The 21,229-nt window shown below is 66.6% G+C and carries 15 protein-coding genes and 1 pseudogene; 4 read left to right on the forward strand and 12 right to left on the reverse strand.

Annotation, left to right across the window (positions count from 1 at the left end; genetic code table 11):
- The first annotated feature begins 31 nt into the window (after positions 1-31).
- Positions 32-1,327 (forward strand): MFS transporter, encoded by a 1,296-nt coding sequence (locus U5A65_RS35505; protein ID WP_321949172.1) that lies wholly within the window; start codon positions 32-34, stop codon positions 1,325-1,327.
- 49 nt (positions 1,328-1,376) lie between these two features.
- Entirely contained in the window at positions 1,377-2,741 is a 1,365-nt protein-coding gene (locus U5A65_RS35510) for a D-amino acid dehydrogenase (protein ID WP_321915905.1), read from the forward strand.
- A 44-nt stretch (positions 2,742-2,785) separates the two neighbouring features.
- Here U5A65_RS35510 and thpR read toward each other — a convergent pair whose 3' ends face one another.
- From thpR to U5A65_RS35530, 4 genes and pseudogenes are all read right to left on the reverse strand, one after another.
- Complete coding sequence (gene thpR / locus U5A65_RS35515) at positions 2,786-3,346, reverse strand: RNA 2',3'-cyclic phosphodiesterase (protein WP_321915906.1); 561 nt, start codon at positions 3,344-3,346, stop codon at positions 2,786-2,788.
- Positions 3,347-3,632: 286 nt separating this feature from the next.
- The gene (locus U5A65_RS35520; protein ID WP_321949173.1) at positions 3,633-5,099 is read right to left on the reverse strand and encodes a glutamate synthase subunit beta; all 1,467 of its coding nucleotides are present in this window, start codon (positions 5,097-5,099) and stop codon (positions 3,633-3,635) included.
- A gap of 106 nt (positions 5,100-5,205) precedes the next feature.
- On the reverse strand, positions 5,206-9,906 hold the full coding sequence (locus tag U5A65_RS35525) for a glutamate synthase-related protein (protein ID WP_321915908.1): 4,701 nt from the start codon (positions 9,904-9,906) through the stop codon (positions 5,206-5,208).
- Positions 9,907-10,555: 649 nt separating this feature from the next.
- A pseudogene (locus tag U5A65_RS35530) lies at positions 10,556-11,257 on the reverse strand (transposase); the annotation flags it as partial.
- A gap of 188 nt (positions 11,258-11,445) precedes the next feature.
- Between U5A65_RS35530 and U5A65_RS35535 the strand changes: the two are divergent.
- Both U5A65_RS35535 and U5A65_RS35540 read left to right on the forward strand, forming a co-directional pair.
- Entirely contained in the window at positions 11,446-12,165 is a 720-nt protein-coding gene (locus U5A65_RS35535; RefSeq protein ID WP_321915909.1) for an OmpW/AlkL family protein, read from the forward strand.
- 375 nt (positions 12,166-12,540) lie between these two features.
- On the forward strand, positions 12,541-12,918 hold the full coding sequence (locus U5A65_RS35540) for a glycine zipper domain-containing protein (protein ID WP_321915910.1): 378 nt from the start codon (positions 12,541-12,543) through the stop codon (positions 12,916-12,918).
- 46 nt (positions 12,919-12,964) lie between these two features.
- Here the strand turns inward: U5A65_RS35540 and ugpQ are convergent, their stop codons facing one another.
- The 8 genes from ugpQ to pilM form a co-directional block, all read right to left on the reverse strand.
- Positions 12,965-13,729, reverse strand: coding sequence for a glycerophosphodiester phosphodiesterase (gene ugpQ / locus U5A65_RS35545; RefSeq protein WP_415766209.1), 765 nt, complete (start codon positions 13,727-13,729; stop codon positions 12,965-12,967).
- A 51-nt stretch (positions 13,730-13,780) separates the two neighbouring features.
- Positions 13,781-14,998 carry a deoxyguanosinetriphosphate triphosphohydrolase gene (locus U5A65_RS35550; RefSeq protein WP_415766205.1) on the reverse strand — a complete coding sequence of 406 codons (1,218 nt, stop codon included), beginning with the start codon at positions 14,996-14,998 and terminating at the stop codon, positions 13,781-13,783.
- Between the two features lie 34 nt (positions 14,999-15,032).
- Complete coding sequence (aroB, locus tag U5A65_RS35555) at positions 15,033-16,115, reverse strand: 3-dehydroquinate synthase (RefSeq protein WP_321949175.1); 1,083 nt, start codon at positions 16,113-16,115, stop codon at positions 15,033-15,035.
- Between the two features lie 63 nt (positions 16,116-16,178).
- A complete protein-coding gene (gene aroK / locus U5A65_RS35560) occupies positions 16,179-16,733 on the reverse strand; it encodes a shikimate kinase AroK (RefSeq protein WP_321915923.1) in 555 nt (184 codons plus the stop codon).
- A gap of 131 nt (positions 16,734-16,864) precedes the next feature.
- Entirely contained in the window at positions 16,865-18,487 is a 1,623-nt protein-coding gene (gene pilQ, locus U5A65_RS35565; protein ID WP_321938252.1) for a type IV pilus secretin PilQ, read from the reverse strand.
- Positions 18,484-19,374 (reverse strand): hypothetical protein, encoded by an 891-nt coding sequence (locus U5A65_RS35570; RefSeq protein WP_321949176.1) that lies wholly within the window; start codon positions 19,372-19,374, stop codon positions 18,484-18,486. The genes pilQ and U5A65_RS35570 overlap by 4 nt, the downstream gene beginning before the upstream one ends.
- Positions 19,371-20,060 carry a PilN domain-containing protein gene (locus U5A65_RS35575; protein ID WP_321949177.1) on the reverse strand — a complete coding sequence of 230 codons (690 nt, stop codon included), beginning with the start codon at positions 20,058-20,060 and terminating at the stop codon, positions 19,371-19,373. The genes U5A65_RS35570 and U5A65_RS35575 overlap by 4 nt, the downstream gene beginning before the upstream one ends.
- Positions 20,057-21,037 (reverse strand): type IV pilus biogenesis protein PilM, encoded by a 981-nt coding sequence (gene pilM / locus U5A65_RS35580; protein WP_321949178.1) that lies wholly within the window; start codon positions 21,035-21,037, stop codon positions 20,057-20,059. The genes U5A65_RS35575 and pilM overlap by 4 nt, the downstream gene beginning before the upstream one ends.
- Positions 21,038-21,229: the final 192 nt, after the last annotated feature.

The raw sequence follows: 21,229 nt of genomic DNA on the forward strand, positions 1-21,229 counted from the left end.
CGCGCACAACAAATATGGGGGAAGACACGCGATGGGCTACTTTCAATGGTTCACCGAGTTGAACGCGCGCGAGCGGCGCACGCTCTACGCGGGTTTCGGCGGCTACGCCGTCGACGCGTTCGACTTCATGATCTACTCGTTCCTGATCCCGACGCTCATCGCGACCTGGGGCATGACCAAGAGCGAGGCCGGCATGATCGCGACCAGCTCGCTGATCTCTTCGGCAATCGGCGGCTGGCTCGCCGGCATCCTCGCCGACCGCTACGGCCGCGTGCGCGTGCTGCAGTGGACCATCGCCACCTTCGCGGTCTTCACCTGCCTCTCCGGCTTCACGCATTCGTTCTGGCAACTGCTCGCCACGCGCACGCTGCAAGGCATCGGCTTTGGCGGCGAATGGACGGTCGTCACGATGATGATGGCCGAAACGATCCGCTCGCCGCAGCATCGCGCCAAGGCGGTGGGCACGGTGCAGAGCAGCTGGTCGGTCGGCTGGGGCGCGGCCGCCATCCTCTATTGGGCCTTCTTCGCCCTGCTCCCCGAGGAATACGCATGGCGCGCGTGTTTCTGGATCGGCATCTTGCCGGCGCTGTGGATTCTCTACGTGCGCCGCAACGTGAGCGACCCCGACGTGTTCGTCGCCACGCGCCGCGCGCGCGAAAGCGGCGCGACGCACAGCCACTTCATGCAGATCTTTTCGCCCGCGCATCTGGCCACCACCGTGCTCGGCAGTGCGCTGTGCACCGGCATGCTCGGCGGCTACTACGCGATCACCACGTGGCTGCCCACCTACCTCAAGACGGTGCGCCATCTCTCCGTGTTCAACACGAGCGGCTATCTGATCGTGCTGATCGTCGGTTCGTTCACGGGCTATATCGTCGGCGCGATTCTCTGCGACAAGATCGGCCGGCGCGCCTCGTTCGTCCTGTTCGCCATCGGCTCGTTTGCGCTCGGCATGGCCTATACGATGCTGCCCATTACCGACACCGCCATGCTCCTGCTCGGCTTTCCGCTCGGCATCGTCGTGCAAGGCATTTTCGCGGGCGTGGGCGCGTATCTCTCCGAGCTGTACCCGAACGCGATCCGCGGCTCGGGCCAAGGCTTCTGCTACAACCTCGGGCGCGGCCTCGGCTCGTTTTTCCCCATTCTGGTGGGTGTGTTCGCGCAGACCACTTCGCTCGTGAAAGCGATCGGCGTGGTGGCCGGCGCAGGCTATCTGCTCGTGATCGTCGCGGCGCTGTGTCTGCCGGAAACGAAGGGCAAAGTGCTGACCGAGGAAGTGCCTGCTGCTGCGGGCGAGCGCCCGGCTGCGGAGTCCACTGCACGATGAGCGCGAACATGCTGCAATACCGAACGTCCCCCCCTGTTGTGCGACCGGCATGAAAACGATCGTCCTCGGCGCCGGTGTGATCGGCGTCGCTACTGCGTATTATTTGAGCGAACGAGGCTGCGACGTCACCGTCGTCGAACGGGAGCCGGGCGTCGCGCTCGGCACGAGCTTCGGCAACGCCGGCGTCATCGCGCCCGGCTATGTCACGCCGTGGGCCGCGCCGGGCATGCCCGCGAAGCTCATCAAATATCTGCTCAAGCCCACCTCGCCGCTCATCTTCCGGCCGACGCTCGACGCCGCGCAGTGGCGCTGGATCGCGCGCTGGCTGCGCGAATGCGATCTCGCGCGCTTTCGCGTGAACAAGCAGCGCATGCAGCGCATCGCCTATTACAGCCGCGAATGCCTGCACGCGTTTCGCGCCACGCACGCGTTCGAGTACGGGCGCAGCCAGGGCTATCTGCAGCTCTTTCGCAGCGAGTACGACCTCGAACTCGCGCAACCGGCGCTCGGCGTGTTGCGCGATGCAGGCATCGTCTATCGCGAACTCGATGCCGCCGCCTGCGCGCAGGTCGAGCCGGGGCTCGCATGGTCGCGCGTGAAACCGGTGGCGGGCGTCTATCTCCCGGAAGATGAGGCTGGCGACTGCGCACGCTTCACGCGCGAGCTGCGCTCCGTGTGCGAAGCGCGCGGTGTGACGTTTCTGTTCGATACCGAGGTGCTCGCGCTCGAAGCCGCAGGCGGCAAGGTGAACGGCGTGCGCGTGCGGGCGGTGCCCGGCCGGCGCAAGGCGAACAACCGCAAGGACCGGCGCGAGCAGCGCCGCGCGCCGGCCGAGGTCCTGCGCCCGGCCGAGCGCAACGAGCCAGCCGACGATACGCCCTACACGCTCGCCGCGGACGCCGTAGTGGTCGCGCTGGGCGTGGAGAGCGCGGCGCTGGTCGCGCCGCTGGGCGTGCGCGTGCCGCTGTATCCGGTGAAAGGGTATTCAGCCACGCTGCCCGTGGTCGACGAACAAAAGGCTCCGCGCGCCGCGCTCATGGACGAATCGCTCAAGACGGCGATCACGCGCTTCGGCCCGTACCTGCGCGTGGCGGGCACTGCGGAGCTGGGCGACCACCGCGCGACGCTGCGCGAGCAGGCGCTGCAGACGCTCATGAAAGTGCTCGACGACTGGTTCCCGCACGCGGCAACGCCTTCGTCGGCGCAATTCTGGGTGGGAAGGCGGCCCATGGTGCCGGACGGCGCGCCGCTCTTGGGCACGTCGGGCGTCGATGGCCTGTGGCTGAACGTCGGGCACGGCTCGACCGGCTGGGCGATGTCGATGGGCTCGGGCCGCGTACTCGCGGACCTCGTCACGCAGCGCTCGCCGGAAATCGATCTCGATGGTTTGACGCTGGCCCGGTATCGTCAATAAGTCGCCACCAAGCGGCGGCAGGCAGGCCAACGCGCGGCGGCGTCTCACTCGAGCGCAACGCTCGCCAACGCCTCGTAGCGCGCGCCCTGCTTCGCGAGCGTGCTCGAATACAGCACCAGCGACTCGAAGCACAACGGCGGCAGCGCTTCGCCGCCGCTTGCCGCCGGCGCGCCCACGGCGTCGCGAGCGAATCGCGCGAGCGTCACGTGCGGGCGGAACGCGCGCGCGTCGAGCGGTAATCCCACATCTCCCATTAGCGAGCGCACGCCCCAGTCGAGCGCCGTGAATGCGTCCGACATCGCGAGCACGGCGACCATGAGGCGCGGATGCGCGCGTCCCGGCCAGCATTCGATATGCGTGACCGGCGCGGGCGGAATGAGCAGCGCGTGCTCCGCGAGCCGCCGCGAGAGCACGTGGCCCTGGTCGAACGACATCGCGCCGATGAACGTCACCGTCAGATGGAGCTGGGCGTAAGGCACGCGCCGTGCGTTAGACGGCACGTCCAGCGCGGCGAGCGCATCGCGCGAGGCCGCAGTGGGCGCAAGCGCGATGAAGCAGCGCCGCCATTGCTGCGTGTCACGATCGGTCTCGCGGGCTTCGGACATGATCGGCGGGCCTCGTTCGGTCGGGCAATCGCGTCATGGTAACCCTGTCTGTCAGCCTGAGTGGCGCGTACGTAAAAAAGCCGGGTCACGCTCGCGGGTGCCCGGCTTCTGTCGTTGCGTCTCCTGCCGTCTCCCGTGTGTCCCGTCTATTGCGGGGCACACCGGATTTAGCGCGGCAGCTCCGAGCTGCCCATCAGGTAGGCATCGACGGAACGTGCGCATTGACGGCCCTCACGTGTCGACCAGAGTTAGCGCTTTAGCGCTTACTCTGGTCCCAGATCCGGCCTTAACGCGGCAGCTCCGAGCTGCCCATCAGGTAGGCATCGACGGAACGTGCGCATTGACGGCCCTCACGGATCGCCCACACCACGAGCGACTGGCCGCGGCGCATGTCGCCGGCGGTGAAGACCTTGTCGACCGACGTGTAGTACGCCTTTTCACCTTCGGTCGAGGCACGCACGTTGCCGCGCGCATCCTTCTCCACGCCGAATGCTTCGAGCACCGGCGAAACCGGCTGCGTGAAGCCCATGGCGAGCAGCACGAGATCGGCCTTCATTTCGAATTCCGAACCCGGCACTTCGACCATCTTGCCGTCCTTCCACTCCACGCGCGCGGCGATCAGCTTCTCGACCTTGCCGTTCTTGCCTTCAAGGCGCTTGGTCGCGACCGCCCAGTCGCGCGAGCAGCCCTCCTCGTGCGACGACGACGTGCGCAGCTTGATCGGCCAGTACGGCCACACGAGCGGCTTGTTCTCTTCCTCGGGCGGCTGCGGCAGCAGTTCGAACTGCGTAACGCTCTTCGCGCCATGACGGTTCGAGGTGCCCACGCAGTCGGAGCCCGTGTCGCCGCCGCCGATCACCACGACGTGCTTGCCCTTCGCGAGGAGCTGGTTCGGCAGCTTGTCGCCGGCGTTGACCTTGTTCTGCTGCGGCAGGAACTCCATGGCGTAGTAAATGCCTTCGAGTTCGCGGCCCGGCACCGGCAGGTCGCGCGGCGTTTCCGAACCGCCCGCGATCACGACCGCGTCGAACTGTTCCTTCAGCTCGTCCGGCGAGACGGTTTCCTTCGCCGTGTTGCCGATCCAGGCAGGCAGTTCGCCCTTGCCGATGAACACGTTGGTGCGGAACGTCACGCCTTCGGCTTCCATCTGGCGCATGCGGCGGTCGATCAGCCACTTTTCCAGCTTGAAGTCGGGGATGCCGTAGCGCAGCAGGCCGCCGACGCGGTCGTTCTTCTCGAACACCGTCACGTCATGGCCGGCGCGCGCGAGTTGCTGCGCGGCAGCGAGGCCTGCCGGGCCCGAACCGACCACGGCAACCTTCTTGCCCGTCTTGTGCTTCGCGACTTGCGGCTCGACCCAGCCTTCGGTCCAGGCCTTGTCGATGATCGCGTGCTCGATCGACTTGATGCCGACGGGATCGTCGTTGATGCCGAGCGTGCACGCCGCTTCGCACGGCGCCGGGCAAATGCGGCCCGTGAACTCGGGGAAATTGTTCGTGGAATGCAGGACGTCGATCGCGCTCTTCCAGTCCTGGCGGAACACGAGGTCGTTGAAGTCCGGAATGACGTTGTTGACCGGGCAGCCGTTGTTGCAGAACGGGATGCCGCAGTCCATACAGCGCGCGCCCTGGACCTTCGCGTCGGCGTCGGAGAGCGCCGCCACGAATTCCTTGTAGTGCTTCACGCGCGTGAGCGGTGCTTCGTACGCCTCATGCTGGCGCTCGAACTCGAGAAAACCGGTTGCCTTACCCATAGGGTTCTCGTCTATCTCTATCTATTCGGTGAGGGGACCGCGCCCGCCGCCGCGTACCTTGTCGCGCGGCGGGCGCTTCGTCGTCTTGGAATCGCTTCGTCGCGGCTTAAGCGGCCAGTTCTTCCTGGCTTGCCTTCTTCGCGCCGAGTTCGCCCAGTGCGCGCTTGTATTCCGTCGGGAACACCTTCACGAACTGGCGTCGCGCCGCATCCCAGTTTTCGAGCAGCGCCTTCGCACGCGGCGAGCCCGTGAACTGGAAGTGACGCTCGACGAGTCCCTTGAGCAGCGCTTCGTCGGTCTGGCCCGTGTGCCACAGTGCGCGGTCCACGGTGCGTTCCTGTTCGGCCTGTTGCAGGACCGGGTCGAGCGCGACCATCGACTTGTTGCACTTGCCGGCGAAGGTACCGTCCGCGTCGTACACGTAGGCGATACCGCCCGACATGCCTGCCGCGAAGTTACGACCCGTTTCGCCGAGCACGACCACCGTGCCGCCCGTCATGTATTCGCAGCCGTGGTCGCCCGTGCCTTCGACAACTGCCGTCGCGCCCGAGTTACGCACCGCGAAACGCTCGCCCGCCACGCCGCGCAGGAAGGCTTCGCCTTCGAGTGCGCCGTACATCACCGTGTTGCCGCAGATGATGTTTTCTTCGGACTTGCCGCGGAAGTCGTTGGTCGGACGGATGATGATGCGGCCGCCCGAGAGGCCCTTGCCGACGTAGTCGTTGCCGTCGCCCACGAGGTCCAGCGTGATGCCGCGTGCGAGGAACGCGCCGAAGCTCTGCCCCGCCGTACCCTTCAACTGGATGTGGATCGTGTCTTCCGGCAGACCGTCGTGGCCGTACTTCTTCGCGACGACGCCCGAAAGCATCGCGCCGACCGTGCGGTTCACGTTGCGCACCGGCTGAATGAACGACACATGCTCGCCCGTTTCGATCGCGGCCTTCGCCTTCTCGATCAGCGTGTGATCGAGCGCGCGGTCCAGACCGTGGTCCTGCGACTCCACGTGCATGCGTGCGACTTCGGCGCCCACTTGCGGCTGATAGAACACGCGCGAGAAGTCGAGACCCTTCGCCTTCCAGTGTTCCACGCCACGGCGCGTGTCGAGCAGGTCCGCGCGGCCGACCAGATCGTCGAACTTGCGGATACCCAGTTGCGCCATGATTTCGCGCACTTCTTCAGCGATGAAGAAGAAGAAGTTGACGACGTGCTCGGGCTGGCCCGAGAACTTCGCGCGCAGCACCGGATCTTGCGTCGCGACGCCGACCGGGCAGGTGTTCAGGTGGCACTTGCGCATCATGATGCAGCCCTGCACGACGAGCGGCGCCGTCGCAAAGCCGAATTCGTCCGCGCCGAGCAGCGCGCCGATCACCACGTCGCGGCCCGTCTTCATCTGACCGTCGGCCTGCACGCGGATACGGCCGCGCAACTGGTTCAGCACCAGGGTTTGCTGCGTTTCCGCGAGACCCAGTTCCCACGGCGTGCCAGCGTGCTTGAGCGACGAGAGCGGCGAGGCGCCCGTGCCGCCGTCGTGACCGGCGATCACGACGTGGTCGGCCTTGGCCTTCGCCACACCGGCTGCCACCGTGCCCACGCCCACTTCCGACACCAGCTTCACCGAGATCGACGAAACCGGGTTCACGTTCTTCAGATCGTGAATGAGCTGCGCCAGGTCTTCGATCGAGTAGATGTCGTGGTGCGGCGGCGGCGAGATGAGGCCCACGCCCGGCACCGAGTAACGCAGCTTGCCGATGTACTCCGAAACCTTGTGGCCCGGCAGCTGACCGCCTTCGCCCGGCTTCGCGCCCTGCGCCATCTTGATCTGGATCTGGTCAGCCGACGACAGGTACTCCGCCGACACGCCGAAGCGGCCCGACGCGACCTGCTTGATCTTCGAGCGCAGCGAGTCGCCATCCTTCAGCGGGATGTCCTTGATGACTTCTTCGCCGATGATCGAACGCATCGTGTCGCCGTTCTTGATCGGAATGCCACGCAGCTCGTTCCGGTAGCGCTTCTCGTCTTCGCCGCCTTCACCCGTGTTCGACTTGCCGCCGATGCGGTTCATCGCGACGGCGAGCGTGGCGTGCGCTTCGGTCGAAATCGAGCCGAGCGACATCGCGCCAGTCGCAAAGCGCTTGACGATTTCCTTGGCCGGCTCGACGTCGTCGATCGAGATCGCGCGCGCCGGGTCCAGACGGAATTCGAACAGACCGCGGAAGGTCATGTGGCGCTTGGTCTGATCGTTGATCAGGTGCGCGTATTCCTTGTAGGTCTGATACGAGTTGCTGCGCGCCGAGTGCTGGAGCTTGGCGATCGCGTCCGGCGTCCACATGTGGTCTTCGCCGCGCACGCGGTAGGCGTACTCGCCGCCTGCGTCGAGCATGTTGGCGAGAACCGGGTTGTCGCCGAATGCGTCGCGGTGCAGACGGATCGCTTCTTCCGCCACTTCAAAGAGGCCAATGCCGCCGACCTTCGACGCCGTGCCCTTGAAGTACTTGGCGATGAGATCGTCAGCGAGACCCACCGCTTCGAAAATCTGCGCGCCCGTGTACGACATGTACGTGGAGATGCCCATCTTCGACATCACCTTGAGCAGGCCCTTGCCCACCGCCTTGGTGAAGTTGTAGACGGCCTTGTCTGCCGACAGATCGCCCTTCAGGCCCTGCGCCATTTGCGCGAGCGTTTCCATGGCGAGGTACGGGTGCACGGCTTCCGCGCCGAAACCGGCGAGCAGCGCGAAGTGGTGCGTTTCACGCGCCGAACCCGTTTCCACGACGAGACCCGTGCTCGTGCGCAGCCCGTGCTGCACGAGGTGCGAGTGGATTGCCGAGGTGGCGAGCAGCGCCGGGATCGCGACGTTGTCGCGGTCAGCGCGGCGGTCCGACACGATCAGGATGTTGTAGCCCGACTTGACCGCATCGACGGCTTCCGCGCACAGCGACGCGAGACGCGCTTCGATGCCTTCCTTGCCCCAGGCCACCGGGTAGCAGATGTTCAGCTCGTAGCTGCTGAACTTGCCGCCCGTGTACTGCTCGATTGCGCGGATCTTCGCGATGTCCTTGAAGTCGAGCACCGGCTGCGACACTTCGAGACGCATCGGCGGGTTGATGTTGTTCGTGTCGAGCAGGTTCGGCTTCGGGCCGATGAACGACACGAGCGACATCACCATGTTTTCACGGATCGGGTCGATCGGCGGGTTCGTGACCTGCGCGAACAGCTGCTTGAAGTAGTTGTAGAGCGTCTTGTTCTTGTTGGACATGACCGCCAGCGGCGAGTCGTTGCCCATCGAACCGACCGCCTCTTCACCCGACATCGCCATCGGCGCCATCAGGAACTTGAGGTCTTCCTGCGTGTAGCCGAACGCCTGCTGACGGTCGAGCAGCGCGGCTGCTTCGGCGCGCGCGGTCGCGACGTCTTCCGCCTTCGGCTCGATCTCGTCGAGCTTGATGCGCACGGCGTCGATCCAGCTCTTGTACGGCTTGGCGTTGGCGAGGTTGTCCTTCAGTTCCTTGTCGTCGATGATGCGACCGTGTTCCATGTCGATCAGGAACATCTTGCCCGGCTGCAGGCGCCACTTCTTGACGATCTTCGACTCCGGAATCGGCAGCGTGCCGGCTTCCGACGCCATGATGACCAGGTCGTCGTCGGTGACGATATAGCGCGCCGGACGCAGACCGTTACGGTCGAGCGTCGCGCCGATCTGACGGCCGTCGGTGAAGGCGATCGCAGCGGGGCCGTCCCACGGCTCCATCATCGCGGCGTGATATTCGTAGAACGCCTTGCGGTTCTCGTCCATCAGCGTGTGCTGTTCCCAGGCTTCCGGGATCATCATCATCATCGCGTGGACGAGCGGGTAGCCTGCCATCACCAGCAGTTCGAGACAGTTGTCGAACGAAGCGGTGTCGGACTGGCCCGGGTAGATCAGCGGCCAGAGCTTGGGCAGGTCGTCGCCGAGCACGTGCGAGGCGATCGCGCCGGTACGGGCGTTCAGCCAGTTCACGTTGCCCTTCACGGTGTTGATTTCACCGTTGTGGGCGATCATGCGGTACGGGTGAGCCAGTTCCCACGCCGGGAACGTGTTCGTGGAGAAGCGCTGGTGCACGAGCGCCAGTGCCGAGACGACGCGCTCATCTTGCAGGTCGCGGTAGTACACGCCGACCTGACCCGCCAGCAGCAGGCCCTTGTAGACGACCGTGCGCGCCGAGCACGACGGCACGAAGTATTCCTTGCCGTGCTTGAGCTTGAGCGCCTGAATGCGGTGGCTCGCGGTCTTGCGGATGATGTACAGCTTGCGCTCGAGCGCGTCCGTGACCATCACATCCTTGCCGCGGCCGATGAAGATCTGACGGATCAGCGGCTCGCTCGCCTTCACCGTCGGCGAAATCGGCATGGTGTGGTCGACCGGCACGTCGCGCCAGCCCAGCACGACCTGGCCTTCGGCGCGCACCGTGCGCTCGAGTTCCTGCTCGCAGGCGAGACGCGAGGCGTGTTCCTTCGGCAGGAAGATCATGCCGACGCCGTACTCGCCGAACGGCGGCAGCGTCACGCCCTGCTTGGCCATCTCTTCACGGTAGAACGCGTCCGGGATCTGGATCAGGATGCCCGCGCCGTCGCCCATCAGCGGATCGGCGCCCACGGCGCCCCGGTGGTCGAGGTTTTCGAGAATCTTCAGGCCTTGCTGAATGATTTCGTGGCTCTTCTTGCCCTTGATATGGGCGACGAAGCCAACGCCGCAGGCGTCGTGTTCGTTTTGCGGGTCATAGAGACCTTGCGCGGCGGGCACCGCGGCGCGCTGCTGGTGATCGTTCATGGGGACACCGTCAGAGTGAGGCTGTTGCCAGCCGTTGTGTTCTTTGATTCCCGCCGCTTGCGTGACCGCTGTACGGCGTTGCGCGGGGTAGTACGTGCTTCCCGCGTTATGCGCCCAGGAGAGCCGAAAGGCGAATATACGCGACGAATCAAGGGGATGCAAATAAAACGTGATGTTCGAACCCCAATTATCGAGTTGGTGCATTCGCACATTTTTTTAATGGTGCCATATCAAATTGAGGCAAAAGAAAACGGCATCCGAAGATGCCGTTTATCTCGTAAACACTTGATCCGAAAAGCAATCAGTGGGTGCCGGTGCCCGGCTTCCGTTCCTCATGCTCCGAACTCGGCCCCCCCGAACCACCGCCACCGGAATCCTGCGAACCACCGGAATGGCTGCTCGGTCCCCCAGGATTTGCACCCGGTGTTGTAGCTGAACCACTCCCGGCGTGACCACTCCCATGCGCCGACGTCGAGCCGGCCGGATTGACACTAGCGTGCGAGGGTGAATGAGGGGCAGATTGCCCACCACCTCCACCACCTCCACCACCTCCACCACCTCCACCACCTCCACCGCCGCCCGATCCGGCCGCAGGTGCCGAAGCCGCGCTCGCTGTGGCCGCCGCACCCATTGTGCCTGGAGCCGCCGCAGGGGCAGGCGCTTCGCGCACCTTGCGCGGGCGCCCGCGCGGCAGCGGCGAGACGCGCCGGTTCGCTGTGCGCGACGCCCAATCGCGATAGGTGTCACTGCCGAGCACCCAGCCCTTGAGCGTGGCCTGCATGAGCTGCGTGGTTTCGCGTTCGTCGAGCGCCTGCTCGCAGAGTTCGCGATACGCGCGCTGACGCTCGAACGGCGTGTTGCCGAGCGCCCAGTACAGGGGATGGTCGGTGATGAGGCTGTCGACGGTGAGACCGATGTGATGGCGGTAGCTCGACCACCGATAGTCCTCGGGCGCCGTGACGAGATGGTTGCGCACTGGCGCGAGCTCGACGACGCGGCTCGCCAGCAGGAAGAAGCGCTCGCCCTCGATGACCGTCGCGCGGTAGCGCCCCTCCCAGAGCGTGCCGCGACGCGCATAGCGCCGGTTGAAATGCGCCACGTAGCGCCGGCCGACCGCCTGCATTGCCTTAGGCAGGCTGGATTCGTCGGAGGGCGTGACGAGCAGTTGCACCGCGCCGGGCATTAAAACCCACGCATGAACCGCCAGATGATGATCGCGCGCCGCGGCCTTCAGGCAGTCGATGAACAGTTCGTAATCCTGGTCATCGACGAACGCGGGCTGCTGATCGAGTCCGCGCAGGATCACATGCTGCGGCTGATCGGGAACATAAAGACGTGCAAGCCGTGCCATGCTCGATTTTCCTGGTTCCGTTGGTGAATACCCGCAGACCCGCCAGGCCCCACCAGCGCTAGTTCTCGCTGGCATGCGGCTTCGGCGGAAAGCTCGCGGCGCTTAGTAAAAAAGCTCTAACGGTCGCGTATGGTTTGTTGCAAACGTTGTGTTCATAATGAGCGGGCCTTTCATGGAGGAGCATTAATATGAAATTAAAACAGGCGCTGGCAGGGGTCGCCGCGCTCGCCAGTTTCACGGCAGCACACGCACAATCCGCACATACGTTCTACGTCACTACCGGCTGGTTCCGCTTCATGCCGCAGGACACCAGCGATCCGCTCAAGATCGACAGCGCAGGCGGCACGCCCGTCAACATGTCCATTCCGAACACGGGCGCCAGTGTCGGCTCGGCCGACACCCTGGGCGTCTCCATCGGCTATTACATTACCGATCACTTCGCCGCCGAAGCCGAACTGGGCATCCCGCCGAAGTTCGATATTTCCGGCGGCGGCACCTTCAGCAGCTTCGGCAAGGTCGGCGAGGCGAAGCTGTGGAGCCCGGCGCTGTTGTTCAAGTACTACTTCAACAGCCCTGAAGCAAAATTCCGTCCTTACCTCGGCATTGGCGTCACCTACGCCTGGTTCACCGACGCTCACATCACCAACGGCGCTTTCGAACAGGGCGTACTTGGGGGTCCGACCAGCGTTTCGACGGATCGTTCCTGGGCACCCGTGTTTAACCTGGGCTTCAACTACAACTTCACGAAGCACTGGTTCGCCGGTTTCTCGCTTTCGTACATTCCGATCAACGTGACCGCCACGTACAACACGACGGTCAACAACCAGCTCGGCACCCAGCGAGTCGCGGAATCGAAGATTCACCTGAACCCGCTCGTGACGTACCTGAAGGTCGGCTACAACTTCTAACGCGCTCCAGCGCCCCGCACGACCTCGCGCCGGCCCTTCGCCTCGCCCCTGCGGCACCGGGCGAAGGGCGGCGTTTTCCACCCGGCCACGCCCTTCCCGCCTTCGCGTCTCCATCAAATTTTCCCCGCCTTCGCATGGGCTTATCCTGATTCTATGCCTCTGCGAAAAAGCGTGCTGTCCCCGTAATCACCTGTTTTGTCACCAGAGAGCGAAGCCCCGCCTGGCGGGCGTTTGCGCCCGGCTTGCTGCGCGCGTACAAATCCCGGGCATCGGAATTGCGCAATACTTGCACTCCGGTCCTCGCCCTCCCGCGCCCTTTTTCGTGCGCACCGCGGCGAGCCCTTTACCTGTGACTTTTCAACGACGGAGCCATACATGAGCGCCTTTCCGAACACGCGAGAAGCCCTCGGAGATTCCTGGACGCGCACGAGCCGCCATGCGCGGCGCATTGCGCGCCGCGGCCGCAGTGCCGCCGCCGATATCACCGACGAGTTGCGTGATCTGCTCGCCGAGCTGGAAAACACGCTGGGCGAAGGAACCCAGGCCGATGCCGCCGCGCTGCGCGCCGACATCCGCAAACGTCTCGACGCCGCCCGCGAGCGGCTCGAAGTGGCGCGCGCCGCCGCGCGCGAACATACCGACGCGGCCATTGCCGGCGCGGACGACTACGTGCACCGCAACCCGTGGCAGGCCATCGCGATCGTCGGCGGCGTGGCGCTGGTGGCCGGCGCGCTGCTCGCACGCGCCCGCTGAACGACGGTCCGGGCGCAGGGCCGCCCGGCTTAGCCGCAGGCGCCCCTCAGGCGTCGAGCGCGTGCGGCCCGATCAGGTCGATGCGGTCCGTGCAGACCGTATCGACGCCCCAGTTCACGAGCTGGCGCGCGCGCTCGAGGTCGTTCACCGTATAGGCGAGGATGAAGAGCCCCGCCGATTTGATGCGCTCGACGAGTGCCTCATCCAGGTGTCGATGGCTCGCGTGGAGTGAGACACAGTCGAGCGCGGCGGTCTGCTCGCGCCAGTCCGCGGGCACGTGCTCGAACAGCAGGCCGCGCGGCAGGTCCGGCGCGCTCTCGCGCGCCGCTTCGAGAGCCGCATAGGAGAACGACGAGAGCAAAGGCGGCATGCCCGCCTGCGCCGTTTTCTCCGCCTGCATCCATAGACTCGCCGTCTCGGCGCCAACGATGCGCCCCGTCTCCACGTCGCGGCCCGTGCAGGGCTTGATCTCCACGTTCGCCGCAAGCCCCAGTTCATGACAACACGCGGCGACTTGCGCGAGCGTTGGCATCGGCTCGCCGGCAAAACGCGCGTCCCGCCAGCTACCCGCGTCCAGCGCGGCAAGCTCCGCATAGCGCATGCGCGCCGCCGCGCCGCGACCGTTCGACGTGCGCTCGACCGTGTCGTCGTGCAGCAGGAAAGCGACGTTGTCGGCAGACAGCTTGGCGTCGAACTCGACCAGCTTGTGGCCGAAGCTCGCGCCGGTGCGCAGACCCGCCAGCGTGTTTTCGGGCGCGAGCGTGCCGCCCCCTCGGTGCGCGGCCACGCGCGGATACGGCCAGGACTTGATCAAATGGGCTCCGAAATCGGCAGGGGCAGCAAGGTGGGATGAGTCGCGCGCTCAAGCGTCGTCGGCGACGACGAAGAGGCGGCGGTACTCCTTCAGGGCATAGCGGTCGGTCATGCCCGCGATGTAATGCGCGATCAGCCGCGGCTGCAAAGCCGCGTCCTGCGTCTGGTACGGGGGCGGCAACAGGCGCGGGTCTTCGCTGAACGCATCGAACAATCCCTTCACCACGCGCCGCGCCTTGTTGGCCATGCGCATCACACGATAGTGGCGGTACAGGTTGCGGTACAGGAAGCGCTTGAGCGCGGCCGCCTGCGCGGCCACGCGCTCGCTGTGCGCGACGAGCGGCGGCGCTGCGCGCACGTCGTCGAGCGACTGGGGCGCGTATTCGGCGAGATTGCGCCGCGTCTGCCCGATCAGATCGACGATCAGCGTGTTGATGATGCGCCGCACCGTCTCGTGAACGAGGCGGCGGCCCTCGATCTGCGGATATTCGTCGCGCGCGGCGTCGTAGTGCGTCTGCCAGAGCTCGACCTCGGCGAGCTGCTCGATGGTGAGCAGGCCGGAACGCAAACCGTCGTCGACGTCGTGGTTGTTGTACGCGATCTCGTCGGCGATGTTGGCGATCTGCGCTTCGATAGACGGCTGCCGGCCAAGCAGAAAGCGCTCGCCCAGATCGCCTAGCCGGCGCGCATGCTCACGCGAGCAGTGCTTGAGAATGCCTTCGCGTGTCTCGAAGCACAGGTTCAGGCCGTCGAACGCGCCGTAGTGCTCTTCGAGCTCATCCACGACCGCGAGGCTCTGCAAATTGTGTTCGAAGCCGCCGTGCTCACGCATGCACTCGTTGAGCGCGTCCTGGCCCGCATGGCCGAACGGCGTATGGCCGAGGTCGTGCGCGAGCGAGATCGCCTCGACCAGATCTTCGTTCACGCGCAGGTTGCGGGCGACCGAGCGTGCGATCTGTGCCACTTCCAGGCTGTGCGTGAGCCGCGTGCGAAAGAGATCGCCCTCGTGGTTCACGAAGACCTGGGTCTTGTATTCGAGGCGGCGAAACGCCGTGGAATGGACGATGCGGTCGCGATCGCGCTGGAATTCGCTGCGTGCGGCAGGCGGCGGCTCCGGATAGCGCCGCCCGCGCGAGCGCGAGGCGTGCGCCGCGTAAGGCGCAAGGCCCGCCTCGAACGACGCGACTAGCGCGGCGCTCGCGTCGGCGTTTTGAGAAGGGACATCACTACGGGGATCACTACGGTTATCGCTGCGGGTGTCGCTCACCGTTCCTCCGCAAGGGGTTATCGCCGGCGGTGTGTCAGCTCTGCGTCGTGGCTGCGAACGTGGCCTGCACGGCTTCGTCGGGCGCGCGGCCGATGTGGGTCTCGCCAAAGCGCTTGAGCAGGATGAATTTGATCGCCCCGCCCTCGGCCTTCTTGTCGACCTGCATCAGTTCGACGTAACGGTCCGCGCCGAGCGCGGGCGCGCGCACCGGCAGCTTCGCAGCCTCGACCACGCGCACGAGGCGCGCACGCGACGCTTCGTCCAGCATGCCCACGCGCACCGAGAGATCGGCCGCCATCACCATGCCGCAGCCCACCGCCTCGCCGTGCAGCCACTCGCCGTAGCCGAGCCCGGCCTCGATCGCATGGCCGAATGTGTGGCCGAAGTTGAGGATGGCGCGCAGGCCTCCTTCGCGCTCGTCGGCGGCCACGACCGAGGCCTTGATCTCGCACGAGCGCTTGACCGCGTGCGCGAGCGCTTGCGGCTCGCAGCGGTTGAGCGCCTCGACGTTGGCTTCGATCCAGTCGAAGAATTCGGCGTCGGCAATCGCGCCGGTCTTGATGACCTCGGCAATGCCCGCCGCCAGTTCGCGCTCCGGCAGCGTGGCAAGCGCGCCGATATCGGCGATCACGGCTTGCGGCTGGTAGAACGCGCCGATCATGTTTTTGCCGAGCGGATGATTGATGCCCGTTTTGCCGCCCACCGACGAGTCGACCTGCGAAAGCAACGTGGTCGGCACCTGGATGAACGGCACGCCGCGCATGTAGCAGGCGGCGGCGAAGCCCGTCATGTCGCCCGTCACGCCGCCGCCCAGCGCGATGAGCGTGGTCTTGCGGTCGGCGCGCGAGGTGAGCAGCGCGTCGAAAATCTCGTTGAGCGTTTCCCAGTTCTTGTGCGCCTCGCCGTCGGGCAGCACGACCGTGTTGACGTCTTTGCCGAGCGGCGCGAGCGCGGCGCGCAGCGTCTCGCCATAGAGCGGGTCGACGACGGTGTTCGTCACGATCGTCACCGACTTGCCGGCGATATGGGGCGCGAAGAGCGCCGTCTGGCCGATCAGGCCGGAGCCGATATGGATGGGGTAGGCGCGGTCGCCCAGTTCGACGTTGACGGTAATCATGCTCTGAATCTTGTGGGTTTCCGATGGGTTGCCTGGCCTGCGAGATACCGCGCGACCTGCGCCCTACTCGCGCGCCGTGGCCCGCGCGACGCCGGCCATGTCGAGCTGCATCAGCACCATGTTGACGAGTCCGTTGACGGAGGGCCGGCCGGTTTCGATCACGAAGTCCGCGACTTCGCGATAAAGCGGGTCGCGCACCTCATAGAGCGCTTCGAGCCGCCCCTTGGGGTCTTCGGTTTGCAGCAGCGGGCGGTTCTTGTCGCGCCGCGTGCGCAGCCACAGATCGTGCGGATGCGCGCGCAAATACACGACGAAGCCGCGCGCCTTGAGCGCCGCGCGATTTTCGGGCCGCAGCACGGCGCCGCCGCCCGTGGCGAGGACGATGTTTTCGCGGCCCGTGAGCTCTTCGATCACCTGGGCCTCGCGGTCGCGAAAGCCCGCTTCGCCTTCGAGCTCGAAGATCACCGGGATGCGCGCACCCGTGCGCGCCTCGATCTCGTGATCGGAGTCGAAGAACGGACGCTCCAGCCGGCGCGCGACCGCCCGGCCCACGGTCGTCTTGCCGGCGCCCATGAGCCCTACGAAAAATACATTGGCGTTTGCGTCCCGCACTTGCAGCGTTTCCTACGAAAGGTTGGTGCCGCAGCTTACTGGCAAAGCGGCGGCGTTGTCGAGCCTGCATCCCCGGCGTTCCGGCCCCGCAAGCACCTGCCTGCGCACGTGCGGCGGGCTCGTCCGGCGAATGAGGGTCAATTCGACTCCACGATACGCGGCGTGATGAAAACCACCAGCTCGCTGCGCTTGTCCCGGTGCGCACGATGCGAAAAAAGCGCGCCCAGAACCGGTATTTTGCCCAGGAGTGGCACACGCGTCACATCTTCGCGGTCATCCGTCGCGTCGATGCCGCCGATCGAGACCGTGCCGCCGTCCTCGATTTCCACGCGCGTCTGCACGTGTTTGGTGTTGATCGCAGGCCCGGCGGCCGTTTGCTCGCCGACGCTGTCCTTCGCCACGTCGAGGTCGAGAATCACGCGGCCATCGGGTGTGATCTGCGGTTCGACTTCGAGTTTCAGGCTTGCGCGCCGAAACTGCACGCCCGACACGCCTTGCCCGACCTTGGCCTGATAGGGCAGCTCCGTGCCCTGCTCGACGACGGCCTTCGTGCGGTCGGCGGTGACGACGCGCGGACTCGACACCACGCGCCCGCGCCCTTCGGCTTCGAGCGCGCTCAGCTGGATGTCGAGCAATCGCGTGGCGCGCGCAGCCAGCAGCGTGAGGCCAAGGCCCGCGGCCTCGAAGCCGGAGATCGGGCCCGCTGCGAGATCGTAGACCGTGCCGTCCGCTCTTGTGGTCACGCCGCGGGCCGGAGTGCCGTCCCCATTCACCGGCGTCACGCCAAGACGCACGCCCAATTCGCGCGAGAGCCCCTCGTCACCCTCGACGATACGCGCCTCGATCAGCACCTGGCGCGCCGGTGCATCGAGTCGCCGCACCAGCTCGCCGATCTGGTCGAGCCGCGCCGGCAGGTCGGTGACGAACAGGAGGTTCGTGCGCGCGTCCGCCACCGCCGTGCCGCGCTTTGACAGTGCGCGCTGCGTGCCCGAGCCCGTCAGGAACCGGCGCAAATCCTCGGCGCGCGCGTAATGCAACTCAAACGTGCGGCTTGCGAGCGGCTCCAGCTCAGCAGCCCTGGCGTGTGCCTCGTAACGCTGCCGCTCGCGCGCCGCCACCTCAGCAGCAGGCGCGACCCAGATCACATCGCCGATACGCGACATTGCGAGGCCGTTCGCCTCCAGCAGCAGGTCGAACGCAGTGCGCCACGGCACACGCTCGAGGCGCAGCGTCACCTGGCCTCGCGCACGTTCGCTCGCGACGATATTGAGCTTCGTGAACTGGGCGAACGCGTGCAGAACGGCTGTCAGCTCGGCGCGCTGGAAATCGAGCGTGATCGGCCGATCCGGCGGCAATCCGTCGTTCGCTGTCGAGGCGTCGCCAAGGCGCAGCGGCGCGTGCATGGGTACGGGCGGTCCTTCAAGCGGCGCGGCCGCTGGCGCGTCGTTAGCGGGTTCACGCGAAGGCCGGGCGACGGGCGGCGTCACGCCGGGGGCGCCGTCTGCGTTCGTGGGCAAACGGTCTTCGGGCGCGGCTTCCGGTGCAGGCGAATCGCCGCCCGTGAACGGATTGGCGATCCACTGGGTTGCTGCGGGCTCGGCCGCCCCATCGGGTAACGGCGGTGCTTCGTAGCGCGCGAGCGACACCGGCGAACGCGCCCAGGCGGGTTGCGGCAACGGCACCGCGGCCCATGCAGCACATCCCGCAGCGCTCACCGTCAACGCGGCGAGGACACGAACGCCCCACTTTAGCGCGCTCATTTCACTGCCTCCGCCCAGCCGAGCGCGCGCGTCACCCCACCTGCCGCGACGACGACCCGCGCCGGCCCGACTTCCACCACGCGAGCATCGCCGATCGTCTCGCCCGCCCGCGCAGTCACGACGCCCTCGGGTGTTTCCACGAGCGCGACAGTGCGCTGCCGATCCTGGAGGATGCCCGCGAGGCGCCACCCGTCTTGCGCGCCGCCGGCCGCTGGCGCATGGGCGAAAGGATCGCGAGCCGGCGCCGGGGGAGACGCCGTTTCGGACGCCGCCGCCGCCAGCGGCACAGCGGGAAGCGCATCGTACACACGCAACGTAGCCGAGACCGACAACGCGCTTCCCGTGCGCCGGATGGCCAGCTCGGATGGCGCCGTCAGCGCCGGCTCGCGCACCAACCCTTCGAGCAGCCCGCACAGTTGCGCGAAGCTGCCTTGTGCGACCAGCTTGATCGAGCGGAACGCCTCGGTTTGCGCGCCGCCCGCGGCGCCTGGCTCTAGTACATGCAGAACGAGGCCCGATTGCGCGGCGAGTTGCGAGATGCGGCGAATGTCGTCCGCGGAATTGCCGGTGCGGGGCGCGGATGAAGGCGTTCGCGCGGCGGCTTCGCGCAGCGCGGGCAGACCCGCCAGGACTTGCCGGGCGTCGTCGTACCGCTTTTGAGCGTCCTTCAGCGCGGTGCGTGCCGCATGCACGCCAAGCGGATCTCCGACGATGCAAGCGCCGCTCGCCGCGGCGAACGCGAGCACTGCTATCGTTAGCGCGACAGCCAGCCGGCGGCGCGCGCTCCACGCATGAAGCGGCGACCATCCGTGCAACGCGTTGCCCACGCCTGCCTGTGCCGAAACAAGCCCCCGTTCCTGACCGCCGTGTGCAGAGAGCGTGCTCATGTCGCCCCCTTCGCCGTGGCACTGCTCGACGCTCGCGCCGCCTCGCGCGCACGCGGTACGCCAGCGCGCGGCACAGCGCTCGCGCCTTGCCAGACGAGATGCGCCGCCACGCGTATCGGTTCGGCGGCGGACGCACTGTCGCGTGCGGCTCCAGCGGGTGCGCCGCGTTTGAGCTCGCGCACGCTCACAGCGTCTACACCTGGCAGCGAGCGTAGCCGGCCGAGCCAGGCCGCCGCTGCCGCTTCGTCCGCCGCGCTCGCCTGCAGATCGGTCTCGTCGGCGGATTGCGAGAGCTGCTGCAAGCCGACACGAGGCGGCACATCGCTCGACAACGCATCCGCGAGGGCGAAAAAGCGCGTCGTAGCCCGTGCGTATTGCCGGGCCTGTTGCTCGCCGACGCGCCGCGCTTCGCTTTCGCGCGCAAGGCGCTGAGCCTCGGCGAGCGGCGCGCGCCACTGCGCGAGCGGCTGCTCGAGCGCCTCGCGCCGAGCCGCGAGCCCGCGCCATTCGACGTGCTGCCACAGCACGATGCCAAGCGAGCACACGCAGCCGCCGAGCGCCGCGGCGCCCCATTCGAGCAAGCGCCGGCGACGCAGCCTGTGTATGGCGCGCTGCCGCCACGGAAGCAGATTGAATCCGCCTATGGCCCGGCCCGGCAGCACGCGCACGGCGCGCGCGAGCGTCATTCCGCCACCCCGCGCAACGCGAGTCCGAATGCCACCGCGCACGCCGGATCGTGCAAAAGCGTTGCCGCGAGCGGCCACTCGATATCGGCTAGCGGTCCGCATTCGAACGGCAGCACCGGCGCGCCCAGCGCGTCGCCAATGTCGGCCAGCGTGAAGTTCACGCCGCGCAGCATGGCAAGCTCGCCCGCGACCTGCACGCAGCCGGGCTGCTCGCCGTCGACGAGGTCGTGCAGCGCCTCCACGAGATCGGCATGCTCTAGCGCAGGAAAGCGCATGTGCCGCATGACCGAGTCGTCGACAAGCAACCAGCCGTGCACGCCTTCTGGGCCGACCCAGATCGCCACCCAGGGTTCGTGCGGCGGCAGCTCGTATGCCGCCGCGTGCCGCATGGCGCGTAACGCGGCGTGCGCCTCGTCGTCGACGGCGCACAGCGTGACGCCCGCCATTGCCGCGCATTCGATGCGCGCTTCGAGATGCTGCCGCGCCGTCGCGGCGATCGTCACCTGCGCTTCGTGGCCGCGAGGCGTGGCCGGCAGCACGCTCCAGTCGACCGCCAGCTCGCCGCGCTCCATGCCCGCCACGCGCTCCGCCTCCGCCAGCACGAGCGGTTCGAGCGCCGCGTGAATGCCGGACTCGTCCACCGCGCCCGCCGGCGCAAGACGTGCAAGCGGCACAGTCGCGATGAGCGTCGCGCTCGTGGGCATCGCCATGGCGCAACGCAGCGACGCCGCGGCGCTGGCGCGCGGCAACTCGCCAAACACACTGCGAAGCGCGGCGACGATGGCCGCCCGGTCGACGATATCCGCGCCGGCCATCGCCTCGCGTGCAAGCGGTGCGCTCGCCAGCCATTCGAGGCGAACCGGCCCCGCCCCGACAATGCGCTGGCTCAACACCACCAGCGTGACGCCTCGCGCGCCCAGATCGACGCCCGCAGCAAAGCGGCGCGCGCCCAACAACACCGGATTCCCGAAACCCATCGCATTTCTCCCATACGTGCGCGCGCCGCAACCCGTTCGCAGCTCGTCGATGGGGAAATTGTGCGAATCGGGGCTGCGCTCGAATACTCGGCCGAACGGCCAACGGTCGATGTAAGCGCTATCCACGCGCGAGGGGCGCGACTACAGTGCCAATATCGGAAGCAGCGTGAATAACAGCGTCAGGAACAGCGG

This window comes from Paraburkholderia sp. J10-1 (assembly GCF_905220165.1).
Taxonomy (GTDB): Bacteria; Pseudomonadota; Gammaproteobacteria; order Burkholderiales; family Burkholderiaceae; genus Paraburkholderia.

What these genes read in the sequence shown, in the direction of transcription:
- aroB (WP_321949175.1), bottom strand. Translation starts at nt 16,115, where the DNA reads ATGATTACCGTCAACGTCGAACTGGGCGACCGCGCCTACCCCATCCAT.
- thpR (WP_321915906.1), bottom strand. Translation starts at nt 3,346, where the DNA reads ATGTCCGAAGCCCGCGAGACCGATCGTGACACGCAGCAATGGCGGCGC.
- U5A65_RS35510 (WP_321915905.1), top strand. Translation starts at nt 1,377, where the DNA reads ATGAAAACGATCGTCCTCGGCGCCGGTGTGATCGGCGTCGCTACTGCG.
- U5A65_RS35505 (WP_321949172.1), top strand. Translation starts at nt 32, where the DNA reads ATGGGCTACTTTCAATGGTTCACCGAGTTGAACGCGCGCGAGCGGCGC.
- U5A65_RS35575 (WP_321949177.1), bottom strand. Translation starts at nt 20,060, where the DNA reads ATGACGCTCGCGCGCGCCGTGCGCGTGCTGCCGGGCCGGGCCATAGGC.
- U5A65_RS35525 (WP_321915908.1), bottom strand. Translation starts at nt 9,906, where the DNA reads ATGAACGATCACCAGCAGCGCGCCGCGGTGCCCGCCGCGCAAGGTCTC.
- U5A65_RS35540 (WP_321915910.1), top strand. Translation starts at nt 12,541, where the DNA reads ATGAGCGCCTTTCCGAACACGCGAGAAGCCCTCGGAGATTCCTGGACG.
- U5A65_RS35570 (WP_321949176.1), bottom strand. Translation starts at nt 19,374, where the DNA reads ATGAGCACGCTCTCTGCACACGGCGGTCAGGAACGGGGGCTTGTTTCG.
- U5A65_RS35520 (WP_321949173.1), bottom strand. Translation starts at nt 5,099, where the DNA reads ATGGGTAAGGCAACCGGTTTTCTCGAGTTCGAGCGCCAGCATGAGGCG.
- U5A65_RS35535 (WP_321915909.1), top strand. Translation starts at nt 11,446, where the DNA reads ATGAAATTAAAACAGGCGCTGGCAGGGGTCGCCGCGCTCGCCAGTTTC.
- pilM (WP_321949178.1), bottom strand. Translation starts at nt 21,037, where the DNA reads ATGGGTTTCGGGAATCCGGTGTTGTTGGGCGCGCGCCGCTTTGCTGCG.
- pilQ (WP_321938252.1), bottom strand. Translation starts at nt 18,487, where the DNA reads ATGAGCGCGCTAAAGTGGGGCGTTCGTGTCCTCGCCGCGTTGACGGTG.